Here is a 12,687-nt window from a genome sequence, read left to right as displayed (position 1 = left end):
AGGTCACCCGCCGGTCAGCGACGCTCGTGCGCCGCCGGCAGCGTGAGCTCGAACCAGACGACCTTTCCGCTGCTCAGCCGGGTGGCGCCCCAGCGGCGGGCCATCCGGTTGACGAGGAACAGGCCGCGGCCGCCCTCGTCGGTGTCGCGGGCCCGGCGCTGCCTGGGCAACTGCGGGGAGTCGTCGCCGACCTCGCAGCGCAGGACGTCCGTACGCAGCAGGCGCAGGGTCACCGGCCGCTCCGCGTACCGGACGGCATTGGTGACCACCTCGCTGACCAGCAGCTCCAGGGAGTCGCTGAGCTCCTCGAGGCCCCAACGGGTCAGTGCGCGGCGGGCGAACCGGCGGGCCCGGCCCGGAGCGGTCTCCTCCGGGTCCAGGAACCAGTACGCGACGTCGCTGGGCGCGATCCCGTCGAAGCGGGCGGCGAGCAGCGCGATGTCGTCGTCCCGGTCGCCCGGGCCGAGCATGTCCAGCACGTCGTCGCACAGGGCCTCCAGCGGCGGCGGGTGGTCCAGGCCCGTCAGCTGGGCGGTGGTCGCCAGGCGTTCGCGGAGCTGCTCGATGCCCGTCCACACGTCGCGCAGCCGGGACTCCACCAGGCCGTCGGTGTACAGCAGCAGGGTGGCCCCGGCGGGGGCGTCCAGCTCCACCGCCTCGAAGTCCACGCCGCCGACGCCGATGGGCGCGCCGGGCGGTACGCGCAGCACCTCGGCGCGGCCGCCCAGGTGCAGGAGCACCGGCGGCGGGTGGCCGGCGTTGGCGATCGTGATCCGGTGCGAGACCGGGTCGTAGACGGCGTACAGACAGGTGGCCATGCGGTCGGAGCCCAGCCGCTGCGCCTGCTCGTCCAGGTGGTGCAGGACCTCCGCGGGCGGCAGGTCCAGCTGCGCGAGGGTCTGCGCGGTGGTGCGGAGCTGACCCATGATCGCGGCGGAGGTCATGGAGTGGCCCATCACGTCGCCGACGACGAGCGCGACCCGGCTGCCGGGCAGCGGTATGGCGTCGTACCAGTCGCCGCCGACCCGCGCCGTTTCCGCGGCGGGCAGGTAGCGGGAGGCCAGCCGCACCCCGGTGGGCTGGGGCAGGCTGTCGGGCAGCATGGTGCGCTGCAGTTCGTCGGCGATGTACGCCTCACGGCCGTACAGGACCGCCTTGTCGATGCCGAGCGCGGTGTGGGTGGCCAGCTGGGCGGCGACCAGGAGGTCGTTCTGCTCGAAGGCGGGCCGCTCCGGGCTGCGCAGGAACACGGCCGCGCCGATCACCCGGCGGCGGCCGCGCAGCGGCGCGAGGACGGCCCGGTTGCCGCGCGGCAGCGGATGGTCCGCGCCCAGCAGCTCGGGCAGCGCGGCCTGCGCGGCGGCGGAGGACCCGAAGACGGGCCGTACGCCGCGCAGCACCTCGGCGAGCGCGCCGCCGGGCCGGATCTCGCACAGCTCGGCGGCGGGCAGGTCACCCTGCGGGCCGAGCAGCGGCAGCTGGCTGAAGTCGAGTTCGCCGGTGGCCCCCGCGGCCCCGGCGAGGTCGGTCCCCGCGCCGTTGGTGCTGCCCGTGTCGGTGAGGTCGTCGATCGGCCGGAGCCGGTCGGTGCGCCGCAGCCTTAAAACGACCGGGCCGATGGGGCGCTCGTCCCCGACCGGGAGCGGGTCGCGCAGGTAGACGAGGATGGCGTCGGAGAAGGTCGGCACGGTGGCGCGGCACAGGCCGAGCACGATCTCGTCGAGGTCGATGCCACGCGCGATGCGCCGGGTGGCGGCGCCGACGAAGCGCAGCCGGTCGCCCTCGCGGCGCGCCTCGCCGGCGGCGGGGTGGGTGGTGTTCTCCCCGGGGCCGCCGGCCGGGTGGGCGGCTCCCTGGCCGGGGATGCCCTGGGCGCCGCGGGCGGGCGCGTCCGGGGCGGGGTGGCCGGTGCCCTGGGCGGGGACGTCCTGCGCGTGGCGTGCCGGTTCGCCCGGGGCGGGGTGGACGGCTGCCTGCCCGGTGGCCTCCTGGGCGCTGCGCGCGGGTTCGCCCGCGGCGGGGTGGGCGGCCGCGTCCTGCGCGCCGCGCGGGGTTCGCGCGCCACGGCGGCCGCGGGCCGGTCCGGCGGCGTCCCGGGCCGCGCCCGCGGTGGCCCGCGGGGCCTCGGGGTCCCTCCCCGGCCCGGCCGCGTTGCGGGCGGCCGCGCCGTCCCGTGCACGGGCGCTGCCCTGGCCCTCGCCGGAAGCCTGCGCGTCGGCCGGGGCCGCGGCGGCCTGCCCCCGGGGGCGGGGGAGACCGGCGGTCCCGCCCGCGGCCGAACGTGCGGCGCGCGCGTCGGAAGCCGCCGCGCCCGCGCCGCCGCCCGACTCGACGGCATGGCCGCCGGCGCCCGCGGCATGGCCGGCGGCGGAGCCCGGCGCATGCGTGCGTACGGCCTCGGCGGCGGCGATGGGCGCCTTGCCGTGGCCGGCCTCGTCCGTACCTCCGCCGGAGGCGACGGGCTGCGGGCCCTCCTGAGAGGTGGGGTACTCCGTCACGCGTGCAATTCCGTCCGTTTGCGCTCGATGTGCGCTGCACTCAGCTCGGTCAGTCGCGGTATACCCGCTCAGCGGCCCGGGCACCATCACCCCGGGTTTCCGCGTCCCCCTCGTTACCTCTCGCTCGGTGCGGCCTCCGGTCAAGTGCCGTGTGCGGCACGACACTTGCGGAGGGGCGGTCCTTACGCGCGGCCCCGCGCGCGCGACCTTGCGGAGGACGATCCTACGTTTGAACCCCCGGGGCGCATCAAGGGTCTCATGAGGTCATATGCGCCGGAGTGCGGTCCCAGTCCTTCGGCAGAACCGGAACCGTCCAGGCCGGATCGGGCCGCCAGTCCTGCCAGCCGTCGGAGAACGGCGCACCCCACGCCTTGATCACGTCGACCGCCGCGCGCCCGGCGGCCTGGACCCGGCGCGCCCGCTCCCGGTCCATCAGGCCCGACCGCTGCGCCTGGGCGAACTCGTCCTCGTCCAGCCACTTCCAACTGCGGTCCGGATAGACGGCGATGTCGAGGAAGTGGTCCTGGGAGTCGACCCCGCCCGACCACCGCGACAGCGGCTCCTCCAGGTTCACGTACCAGTTCTTGAACCGCCAGCCGTGCCCCCAGAACAGCCACACCGACCACGGATCACCGGGCCGGGCCAGCTTGAGGACTCCCGCACCGAACCAGCGCGACCGTACGGTGGTGCGCGGCGCGGTGTAACGGGTGGCGAGGGGTTCCTCGTGGACGGGGGTGCCGTCGGTGAGCACCGGCTTGACGCATTCGGTGCCAGGCGCCATCCAGACGGCCAGCAGCTCGTCGGTGTCCTGGACCACGGTCACCGGGCGGGCGATGTGGACCGGGCCCCTCAGCCCCGGGGCATGGTCGCGGTAGCGCCAGAGGATCTGCTCCCCGGTCGCCCAGCGCATGCCCTGAGCGCCGCCGCTCTGTGCCGCGCCGCCCCCGGGCCGGAAGGTACCTGTCATGCGCAGATCTTAGGGCGGGGGCCCGTACGTCCGCTGCGGTGCAGGTCACCGAGGTGCCGGGGGACGCGAAACGACCGGATCCGGCCCCCGCCCGGGGCCGGTGCGGGCCTGGTCAGGGGTGTGTCATGCGCAGGACGTCCAGGGCCTCGTCGAGCTGCTCCAGGGTGAGGGCGCCGCGCTCGACGTAGCCGGACTCCAGCACGACCTCCCTGATCGTCTTGCGCTCGGCGAGGGACTTCTTGGCGACCTTGGCCGCCTCCTCGTAGCCGATGTACCGGTTGAGCGGGGTCACGACGGAGGGCGAGGACTCGGCGTACTCCCTGGCCCGGGCCGTGTTGGCGGTGATCCCGGCGACCGTGCGGTCGGCCAGCAGCCTGCTCGCGCCGCTCAGCAGCCGGATGGATTCCAGGAGGTTCCTGGCCATCACCGGGAGCATCACATTGAGCTCGAAGTTGCCGGCCGCGCCCGCCACCGCGACCGCGGTGTCGTTCCCCGTCACCTGCGCGGCGACCATCAGGACGGCCTCCGGGACGACCGGATTGACCTTTCCGGGCATGATCGAGGAGCCCGGCTGCAGATCCGGGAGATTGATTTCGGCCAATCCCGTGCGCGGGCCGGACGCCATCCAGCGCAGGTCGTTGCAGATCTTGGTGAGCGAGACGGCGATCGTACGGAGCATGCCCGAGGTCTCCACCAGCGCGTCCCGGGCGCCCTGCGCCTCGAAGTGGTCGCGGGCCTCGGTCAGCGGCAGCCCGGTGGCCTCGGCCACCTCCTCGATCACGGCCGCGGAGAAGCCGGGCGGGGTGTTGATCCCGGTGCCCACGGCGGTGCCGCCCAGCGGCAGCTCGGCGAGCCGGGGCAGGGCCGCCTCCAGCCGCTCGACGCCGTAGCGCAGTTGGGCGGCGTACCCGCCGAACTCCTGGCCCAGGGTGACCGGGGTGGCGTCCATCAGGTGCGTCCGGCCGGCCTTGACGACCTGGGCGAACTCCTGGGCCTTGTGCTCCATCGCGCCGGCGAGGTGCTCCAGGGAGGGGATCAGGTCGCGGGTGACGGCGGCCGTGGCGGCGATGTGGATGGAGGAGGGGAAGACGTCGTTCGAGCTCTGCGAGGCGTTCACGTGGTCGTTGGGGTGCACCTCGCGGCCGAGCCGTTCGCCGGCCAGGGTGGCGATCACCTCGTTGGCGTTCATGTTGGACGAGGTCCCGGAGCCGGTCTGGAAGACGTCCACCGGGAAGTGCTCGTCCCAGCGGCCGTCCGCGACCTCCGCTGCGGCGGACCGGATCGCCCCGGCGATGTCCTCCTCCACCACCCCCAGCTTCGCGTTCACCGCGGCGGCCGCGGCCTTGATCCGGGCCAGCGCCTCGATGTGGGCGCGCTCCAACCGCTGGCCGGAGAGGGGGAAGTTCTCCACCGCGCGCTGGGTCTGGGCCCGCCACTTGGCGTGTGCGGGCACCCGTACGTCGCCCATGGAGTCGTGCTCGGTCCGGAACGTCTCGGCCTGCTGATCATCGGTCATTTTCGTGGCCTCCTCTAAAAGTTGAGCAATTGTCTTGTTCGAAGTGTTCCCAACTCCCCTACCGGCCAGTAAATACCGGGGGTGACACCGACATCCGGGGAGGCGTTCATGGCACGTGCGCGTACGAAACCCAGGCTCAGATCTACCTTCGCCGCAGTCGCGGCGATCGCGGCCGCCCTCGGGGGCGTCACCGCCATCACCCCCATGGCCCAGGCCGCGACCCCCGCGGCCGCCACCGCCGGGACGGCGACCCCCCTCCCGCCCGAGCTGGAGGCCATCCGCGCCGCGGAGGCCGTCAAGATCTACGGCGACTCCGCCGTGCGCCCGCTCAACGAGCGCAAAACCGGCCTGATCTCGCTGGGCGACAGCGAGATTTCGGGCGAAGGCGTCGGGAACTACGACCCCGCGACCAACACCTCCTCCAACCAGTGCCACCGCTCGCCCGACTCGGCGATCCACCGCACCGGCATACCGGCCGACCTCACCTTCAACGTCGCCTGCTCCGGCGGATACACCGGAAACATCAGGATCGGCGGCAGCAAGCAGTACGCCGACGAACTGGTGCAGAGCGACAACCTCGCCATCAAGGCCCGCAACACGAAGATCAAGATGGTGCTGCTGGTCGCCGGAGCCAACGACGACCTCCAGTTCGGCCCGGTCATGACCGACTGCGTCACCCGCTGGGTGCTCAGCCAGGGCACCTGCGAGCCCAAGTACGGGCCCGGCTGGCAGGCGCGCGTCGACGGTCTGCGACCCAAGGTCGAGGCGACGGTCGCCGACCTGAAGACGGTCATGCGCAACGCCGGTTACGCCGACTCCGACTACAAGCTGGTCGTCATGGGCTACCCCAGCCCCATCGGCCCCGACTTCTACGACAACCCGGGCTTCCCCGGCAAGCTGCCCGGCGGCTGCGCGGGCTACGACTCCGACGCCACCTGGGGCCGCAACTACGCGGTGCCCACCTTCGAGAAGGGCATGCGCGAGGCCGCACGCAACTCCGGCGCCGTCTACCTCGACAACTCCCGGCTCTTCCACGGCCACGAGGTCTGCATGGAGGACACCTGGGCCCGCGGCCTCTACCTGGACCTCGGCGACCACTTCCCGTGGGACGAGAACACCGCCCGCCAGTCCTTCCACCCCAACTACAACGGCCACGGCGCCTTCGCGTCCTGCCTGACCCAGCTCTACAACTCGGGCCTGCGCGAGGCCTCCTGCGCCGACCCGGCGAGCACCGGCACCCCGGTCCTCCAGGCCGGAGGCTGGGACTCCCTCTACGCCCCCCTCAAGAACGAGGCGACCGGCAACTGCCTCGACGCGAAGGGCGGATCCAGCGCCAACGACACGGCGGTGCTGGGCTGGGACTGCCACGGCGGCCGCAACCAGGGCTGGTGGTACGACGCGGCACGCAAGTCGGTCCACGTCGAGCTCACCCACGACCGCTGCCTCGACACCCCCGGCGCCAACTACGGCGCGGGCACCGGCCTGATCCTCTGGAACTGCCACGGCGGCGCGAACCAGCAGTTCGTCCGCGACGGCGCCACCCTGCGCCCCGCGGCCGCCCCGGGCATGTGCCTGACCGTCGGCGCCGCCCACGACCCGCTGCGCCTCCAGCCCTGCAACGGCTCGGCGAACCAGCGCTTCGTCTGACCCCCGCCCTCCCTCCACCCCCCCACACCCGGCCGGCGCACCCCGGCCGGGTGTTTCCGTATCCGGTGACGCCGGGGGCTACCGGACTCCGTGCGAGCCGGCACCGGGGGCCAGGGCTTCGATGTGCCGGCGCACCTCACGGGGCCGGTTGGTGATGATCGTCTCCACCCCGAGTCGCAGGCACAGCTCCACGTCCTCCGGCTCGTCCACCGTCCACACCCGCACCCGCAGCCCCTTGGCCTTCAGCCGGCCCACCAGCCCAGGATCACTGCGGACGAGATCGATCCCCGGACCGGCGTGGCCGGCGAACGGCGGGCGCGGGGCCCGCAGCCGCCGCTCGATCAGGTGGACGGCGGGCAGCCCGGGCGCGAGCCGGTGCATCCGGGTGAGCGCGTTGCGCGAGAAGCTCATCACCTCGACCAGCCCCGACGTACCGTCGGCCAGCCCGTGATCCTTCAGCACCCGCACCAGCTCGGCCTCCAGCAGACCGCCCGCGCGGGTGGGGTGCTTGGTCTCCACGGCCAGCCCGACGGGCCGGTCCGCCGCAAGGGCCTCCTTGAGCAGGTCCTCGAAGAGCAACACCCGCGCGCCCCGGTGCTCCTCGCCCTTCCAGCGGCCGAAGTCCAACGCGGACAGCTGCTCGTAGGTCATCGCGGAGACGACCCCCCGCCCGTCGGAGGTCCGCTCCACCCGCCGGTCGTGCACGCACACCAGCCGCCGGTCGGCAGTCAGCCGTACGTCGCACTCGAGCGCGTCGGCTCCGTCGGCGATGGCCTGCCGGTAGGCCTCGATGGTGTGCTCGGGGTGCTCGTGGGAGGCCCCGCGGTGCGCGACGACCCGGATGTCGCGGGCGGAGGGGAACGGCGTCTGCGTCATGCCCCGACGTTATCCGGGTGCGGTGGTCGCGCCGGTACCGCATGCTGCCCGGATGGCCGAACAGCAGACGGACGGACACGCGCACTGCGCGCCCTGCGGGGAATGCGTCCAGGAAGCGTGGCAGTCCCTCGAGGACGGGACACTGCGCTGGGAGGCGTACGACTCCTGTCCGCGCTACGCCTTCCAGGCCTGCGACCGGGGCCGGGGCGTACCACCGCCGTGGATCCGGGAGCGCATCGTGGCCCGTGAGGGCACGGTCCGCCTGCCGGTCGGCGGGCCGGACGGGGTGCCGATCGCGCTGCTGCGCCGGGTGTACGGGCTGACGATCGCCGAGGTGACCGCCGCGCGGGCGACGGGCTGGGAGGCCACCCGGGTGGAGGCGGTGCTGCTCAGTTCGGCATCGGGGCCAGCGGGGCCGGGGTGACCTTGAAGCCGCCCTTGGTGACCTCGGTGAAGGGGGCCGGGGCCATGCAGGTGCCCACCGTGGGCTCGGCGACCGTGCCGTCCGGCTTCACGTCGACGTTGACGACGCCCCAGGAGAAGCCGACGCGGTCGGGGCCGCCGCGCTCGCCGTCCTGGACGCTGATGCCGATCCGCTTGCCCTCCCAGCCCACGTTGGAGGTCTTGACCACGGCGGTGAGCGTGGCCGTCCTGCCGCCCGTGACCAGGCAGTCCACCTCCGCCTCGGCGGTTCCGGTGAAGCCGGTCGCCGGCACGTAGTGGTGGATCGTCACCCGGCCGCGTGCATCCGTCGGCAGGCCCTTGTCCAGGCCCTTCGCCGGGAACGGCCGGCTCCACGGGGCGGACTCCGCTTCGACGGCGAAGCGGATGTCGTCCCGGGGAGAGTAGGGGAAGAAGATCGCGCCACTCCCGTGCACGGAGGCGACCTTCGGTGCGGCCGGGGCCGCTGGAGCGGGGGCCGCCGCGACCAGGGCCGCCACCAGGGCGGCGGCGGATCCGGCGAGAACGAGCGCGCGCATGCGGTTCCTCATGGTGAACTCCCGTGTGCCTGAGGCTGTTTGTTGACGGAAACAGCCTCACCGCCCCCCGCATCTCCGGCCATCTGCCGATGGGCGGAGATGCGCGAGGGGCGCTCCCCCGGATGGGGGAGCGCCCGTACACCGACGCGGTACGCCCTACGGAGCGTTCAGCCCCGACCGGCTCACCCCATGGCGGAATCCGCCGCCACATGGAAGATCCGCGAGATGCCCGCACGCACGGCACCGCGCCGGGTGAGTACGGACCGGTCGACCCCGGAGAAGACGAGCGCGAGCGCGATGTCGGCCCCGAGTGCGCGGCCCGTCACGCTCACGTCGACGCGCTTCCACTTGGCCATGCCGGATTCCTTGACCTTGACGGTGACACCGCGGTCCTCGTTGTCCGCCTCGCGCATCAGGACGTACTCCCGGCGATTGACCGCCCAGAGCCGGTACTTGTCACCGCCGTACTCGATGTGCAGGGCGCGGCCCCGGTGCGTGGCCCCCCACCGGTTCCGCTTGAGGTACCCCACGGCGTCCCCGACGCGCAGCGACGGCCCGTTGAGCGTCGGACGTTCGGTGATCATCACCTGGATGCCGCGGGACTCGAAGACGACCCTGGGGATGTGGCCGCCGGTCACCTCGGTGGCGCGGACGTTGTCGTGCACAGGTGGCAGCGCGGCAACCGTGATCTCGCCCCACTCCGCGGACTCGCCCTGCCAACCGGTCCGCCGAGGCTGCCCGTTTCCCCCGCTCTGCCACGGCCTCAGTTCGAACGGGGTGCTCTGCGCGTGCATGCCTCGGCCTTCCTCCTTGACGGCGTCGGCGCGCGCGGGGGCAGGCCGGGGGAGTTCGCTACAGGCCCGGGCCGCGGACCGGGATGTGGGTGAACGTCGGCTCCGGGGCCGGGTTCTGGAAGAAGTCGTTGCCCTTGTCGTCGACCACGATGAAGGCCGGGAAGTCCTCGACCTCGATCTTCCAGACCGCCTCCATGCCGAGTTCCTCGTACTCCAGGACCTCGACCTTCTTGATGCAGTCCTGGGCCAGGCGGGCCGCCGGGCCGCCGATCGAGCCCAGGTAGAAGCCGCCGTGCGCGGCGCACGCGTCCGTCACCTGCTGGGAGCGGTTGCCCTTGGCCAGCATGACCTTGGAGCCGCCCGCCGCCTGGAACTGCTCCACGTACGAGTCCATGCGGCCGGCCGTGGTCGGGCCGAAGGAGCCCGAGGCGTAGCCCTCCGGGGTCTTCGCGGGGCCGGCGTAGTAGACCGGGTGGTCCTTCAGGTACTGGGGCATCTCCGCGCCCGAGTCCAGCAGTTCCTTGATCTTGGCGTGGGCGATGTCGCGCGCCACGACCAGCGGCCCGGTCAGGGAGAGCCGCGTCTTCACCGGGTGCTGGGTGAGGGTCGCGAGGATCGACTCCATCGGCTGGTTCAGGTCGATGGAGACGACGTCCGAGGAGTCGCTCAGGTGCTCGTCGGTGGTGTCCGGCAGGAAGCGGGCCGGGTCGCGTTCCAGCTGCTCCAGGAAGACGCCCTCGGCGGTGATCTTCGCGGTGGCCTGGCGGTCCGCCGAGCAGGAGACCGCGATCGCGACCGGGAGGGACGCGCCGTGCCGGGGCAGGCGGACCACCCGCACGTCGTGGCAGAAGTACTTGCCGCCGAACTGGGCGCCGATGCCGATCTTCTGGGTGAGTTCGAAGACCTGCTGCTCCAGGGCTTCGTCGCGGAAGCCGTGGCCCAGGGCGGAGCCCTCGCGCGGCAGCTCGTCCAGGTAGTGGGCGGAGGCGTACTTGGCCGTCTTCAGGGCGTGCTCGGCCGAGGTGCCGCCGACCACGATCGCCAGGTGGTAGGGCGGGCAGGCCGCCGTTCCGAGCGAGCGGATCTTCTCCTCCAGGAACTTCATCATGGAGGCCTCGTTGAGGACCGCCTTGGTCTCCTGGTACAGGAAGGACTTGTTCGCCGAGCCGCCGCCCTTGGCCATGAAGAGGAACTTGTACGCGCCGCCGTCGGTCGCGTACAGCTCGATCTGCGCGGGCAGGTTCGAGCCGGTGTTCTTCTCCTCCCACATGGTGATCGGGGCCATCTGCGAGTAGCGCAGGTTCAGCTTCGTGTACGCGTCGTAGATGCCGCGGGAGAGGGCCGCCTCGTCGCCGCCCTCGGTGAGGACGTTCTGGCCGCGCTTGCCCATCACGATCGCCGTGCCCGTGTCCTGGCACATCGGCAGGACGCCGGCCGCGGCGATGTTCGCGTTCTTGAGGAGGTCGAGCGCGACGAACTTGTCGTTCGACGAGGCCTCGGGGTCGTCGATGATGCGGCGCAGCTGCGCGAGGTGCGCGGGGCGCAGGAAGTGCTGGATGTCGTGGATGGCCTCTTCGGCCAGCTTGCGCAGCGCCTCCGGCTCGACCTTGAGGAACGTACGGCCGTCCGCCTCGAAGGTGGACACGCCCTCGGCGGTCACCAGCCGGTAGGGGGTGGTGTCCTCGCCCAGGGGCAGCAGGTCGGTGTACGCGAACTCCGGCATTGGGGCCCATTCCTCACTCGGCAGACAGCGCTGACGACCAATTGGCAGCGCAGTCATCCAGCGTAGAACGTCCCGGCGGGCCCGCGGTTGTGAGGTAAGGCTCACTCGGCGCGCGCTCTGCGCCACTCAGGAGTATCGCGATCTATCGTGTCTCGCTATGCTGAGTGCCGTGGACCTGGAAAAGCACCCCGCCGCCCCCGCCGCGGCCGCGACGCCCGAGTCGGCCGCGACGCCCGCCCCGGCCCCGCCGCCGGTCTCCGCCCCGGCTCCCGCGCCCGCCGGGCTGCGTGCCTCCGACGCCGACCGGGACCGGATCGCGCAGATCCTGGCCGACGCCCTCGCCGAGGGCCGGCTGACCGCCGAAGAGCACTCCGAGCGCCTGGACTCGCTGTACGCCCTCAAGACGGTGGGCGAGCTGGAAGTCCTCGTACGGGACCTGCCCGTCCCCGGCCGCGGCCACACCCCGCCCGCGTACGCGACGCCCGGCCGCGCCGGTCCGACCGGGCCCGTCGAGAACGTCGTCGCCGTGTGCAGCAGCTCCGCCCGCAAGGGCCGCTGGCGCCCCGGCGCGCACACCCGCGCCGTCTCCGTCATGGGCGACATCACCATCGACCTCACCGAGGCGGTCTTCGAGCAGCAGGTCACCGAGATCAACGTGACCTGCGTCCTCGGCAACGTCGAAGTCCTGGTCCCGGAGAACGTCACGCTGCGCGGCTACGGCAGCGGCGTCCTCGGCAACTTCGAGGTGCGCGGCGAGGGCCGCGGGGAGACCGACCCGCAGGCGCCGGTCGTGATCGTCCGCGGCTTCGCGCTGCTCGGGAACATCGAGGCGCGCCCCCGGTTCGGAGCCCGCCTCGTCGATCTGGCCCTCAAGCTGCGCAAGCGCCTGGACGGCTGACCCACCTCGCCGGCGGCCGAGCAAACGGCCCCGCTCCGGCGGTATTTGGCCGAAGTGCTTCTAGGATCCGGATCATGACCGCATCCAAGTGGGAACTGCTCGACCACGCACACGAAGCCCTGCGCATCGCCGTCATCGGCGTGCCCGCCGACGCGTGGGACCGCCCCACGCCGGCCGAGCAGTGGAACGTCACCCAGGTGTTCCAGCACGCGGCCGGTGACCAGCTCGCGTACGCCGCCCGCCTCACCGGCGGAGCCGGTCCCTCCGCGGACCCCTTCGCACCCTCGGGCACCCTGGCGGGCCCGCCGGCGCAGCTGCTGGAGCCGGCGCTCGCCGCCGCGGCCGAGGCCTTCGCCGCGGTCGCCCCCTGGACCGCGGACGTCGCCGTCCCGCTGCCCCCCTTCGCCGTGTCCGCCGAGACGGCGGTCGGCGCGGCCGCCCTCGACGCGGCGGTGCACGCCTGGGACATCGCCGTCGCCACCGGGCAGGTGTCGCCGCTGACGGATGCCCTGGCCGCAGCCCTGCGCCCGGCCGCCGACGCCCTCGTGGAGCCGCTGCGCGGCTTCGCCTATGGCCCCGCGCTCCCGGCGCCCGAGTCCGGTGCCGCGGACGACCTGCTGGCCTTCCTGGGCCGCGATCCCCGGTGGGCGCCGCCCGCCGCGTGACGGCGCGCGGCGGAGGGGCACGTTTCGGACGAACCGCGGGGGGTCGGTGGCACACAGTGCATAGGGCCGCGCACAGCGGGTAGGGACAGGTGCATCGTCTCTCGCTCGCGTATCCGTCGTCAG

Annotated in this window: 11 protein-coding genes; 4 read left to right on the top strand and 7 right to left on the bottom strand. The window is 73.0% G+C overall.

Annotated features, from left to right (window positions below):
- Positions 1-14: 14 nt before the first annotated feature.
- From ACIP5M_RS20410 to ACIP5M_RS20400, 3 genes are all read right to left on the bottom strand, one after another.
- The gene (locus ACIP5M_RS20410; protein WP_401199090.1) at positions 15-1,865 is read right to left on the bottom strand and encodes a SpoIIE family protein phosphatase; all 1,851 of its coding nucleotides are present in this window, start codon (positions 1,863-1,865) and stop codon (positions 15-17) included.
- 889 nt (positions 1,866-2,754) lie between these two features.
- Positions 2,755-3,465 (bottom strand): DUF402 domain-containing protein, encoded by a 711-nt coding sequence (locus tag ACIP5M_RS20405; RefSeq protein ID WP_401198892.1) that lies wholly within the window; start codon positions 3,463-3,465, stop codon positions 2,755-2,757.
- Positions 3,466-3,577: 112 nt separating this feature from the next.
- Positions 3,578-4,981: a class II fumarate hydratase gene (locus ACIP5M_RS20400; protein ID WP_401198891.1), complete on the bottom strand. Its 1,404-nt coding sequence runs from the start codon at positions 4,979-4,981 to the stop codon at positions 3,578-3,580.
- A 108-nt stretch (positions 4,982-5,089) separates the two neighbouring features.
- On the opposite strand from ACIP5M_RS20400, the gene ACIP5M_RS20395 reads away from it, so the two are divergent.
- Positions 5,090-6,628, top strand: coding sequence for a ricin-type beta-trefoil lectin domain protein (locus ACIP5M_RS20395; RefSeq protein ID WP_401198889.1), 1,539 nt, complete (start codon positions 5,090-5,092; stop codon positions 6,626-6,628).
- Positions 6,629-6,706: 78 nt separating this feature from the next.
- On the opposite strand, the gene ACIP5M_RS20390 is transcribed toward ACIP5M_RS20395, so the two are convergent.
- Positions 6,707-7,504: a glycerophosphodiester phosphodiesterase gene (locus ACIP5M_RS20390; RefSeq protein WP_401198888.1), complete on the bottom strand. Its 798-nt coding sequence runs from the start codon at positions 7,502-7,504 to the stop codon at positions 6,707-6,709.
- 52 nt (positions 7,505-7,556) lie between these two features.
- On the opposite strand from ACIP5M_RS20390, the gene ACIP5M_RS20385 reads away from it, so the two are divergent.
- Positions 7,557-7,928, top strand: a complete 372-nt coding sequence (locus ACIP5M_RS20385) for a hypothetical protein (protein ID WP_401198886.1) — start codon at positions 7,557-7,559, stop codon at positions 7,926-7,928.
- On the opposite strand, the gene ACIP5M_RS20380 is transcribed toward ACIP5M_RS20385, so the two are convergent.
- The 3 genes from ACIP5M_RS20380 to ACIP5M_RS20370 form a co-directional block, all read right to left on the bottom strand.
- A complete protein-coding gene (locus ACIP5M_RS20380; RefSeq protein ID WP_401198884.1) occupies positions 7,894-8,496 on the bottom strand; it encodes a hypothetical protein in 603 nt (200 codons plus the stop codon). The two genes, ACIP5M_RS20385 and ACIP5M_RS20380, sit on opposite strands and share 35 nt — an antisense overlap.
- A 170-nt stretch (positions 8,497-8,666) precedes the next feature.
- Positions 8,667-9,278 carry a hypothetical protein gene (locus ACIP5M_RS20375; RefSeq protein WP_401198882.1) on the bottom strand — a complete coding sequence of 204 codons (612 nt, stop codon included), beginning with the start codon at positions 9,276-9,278 and terminating at the stop codon, positions 8,667-8,669.
- Between the two features lie 58 nt (positions 9,279-9,336).
- Positions 9,337-11,001 (bottom strand): fumarate hydratase, encoded by a 1,665-nt coding sequence (locus ACIP5M_RS20370; RefSeq protein ID WP_401198880.1) that lies wholly within the window; start codon positions 10,999-11,001, stop codon positions 9,337-9,339.
- Positions 11,002-11,170: 169 nt separating this feature from the next.
- On the opposite strand from ACIP5M_RS20370, the gene ACIP5M_RS20365 reads away from it, so the two are divergent.
- Both ACIP5M_RS20365 and ACIP5M_RS20360 read left to right on the top strand, forming a co-directional pair.
- Entirely contained in the window at positions 11,171-11,899 is a 729-nt protein-coding gene (locus tag ACIP5M_RS20365; protein WP_401198878.1) for a DUF1707 domain-containing protein, read from the top strand.
- Positions 11,900-11,973: 74 nt separating this feature from the next.
- Complete coding sequence (locus ACIP5M_RS20360) at positions 11,974-12,564, top strand: TIGR03086 family metal-binding protein (protein ID WP_401198877.1); 591 nt, start codon at positions 11,974-11,976, stop codon at positions 12,562-12,564.
- Positions 12,565-12,687 lie beyond the last annotated feature (123 nt).

Origin of the sequence: Streptomyces sp. NPDC088762, from assembly GCF_044750905.1 — a bacterium.
Lineage (GTDB): Bacteria > Actinomycetota > Actinomycetes > Streptomycetales > Streptomycetaceae > Streptomyces.
The sequence above is the reverse complement of the archived record's forward strand: the minus strand, read 5'-3'. Positions and strand labels throughout refer to the sequence as shown.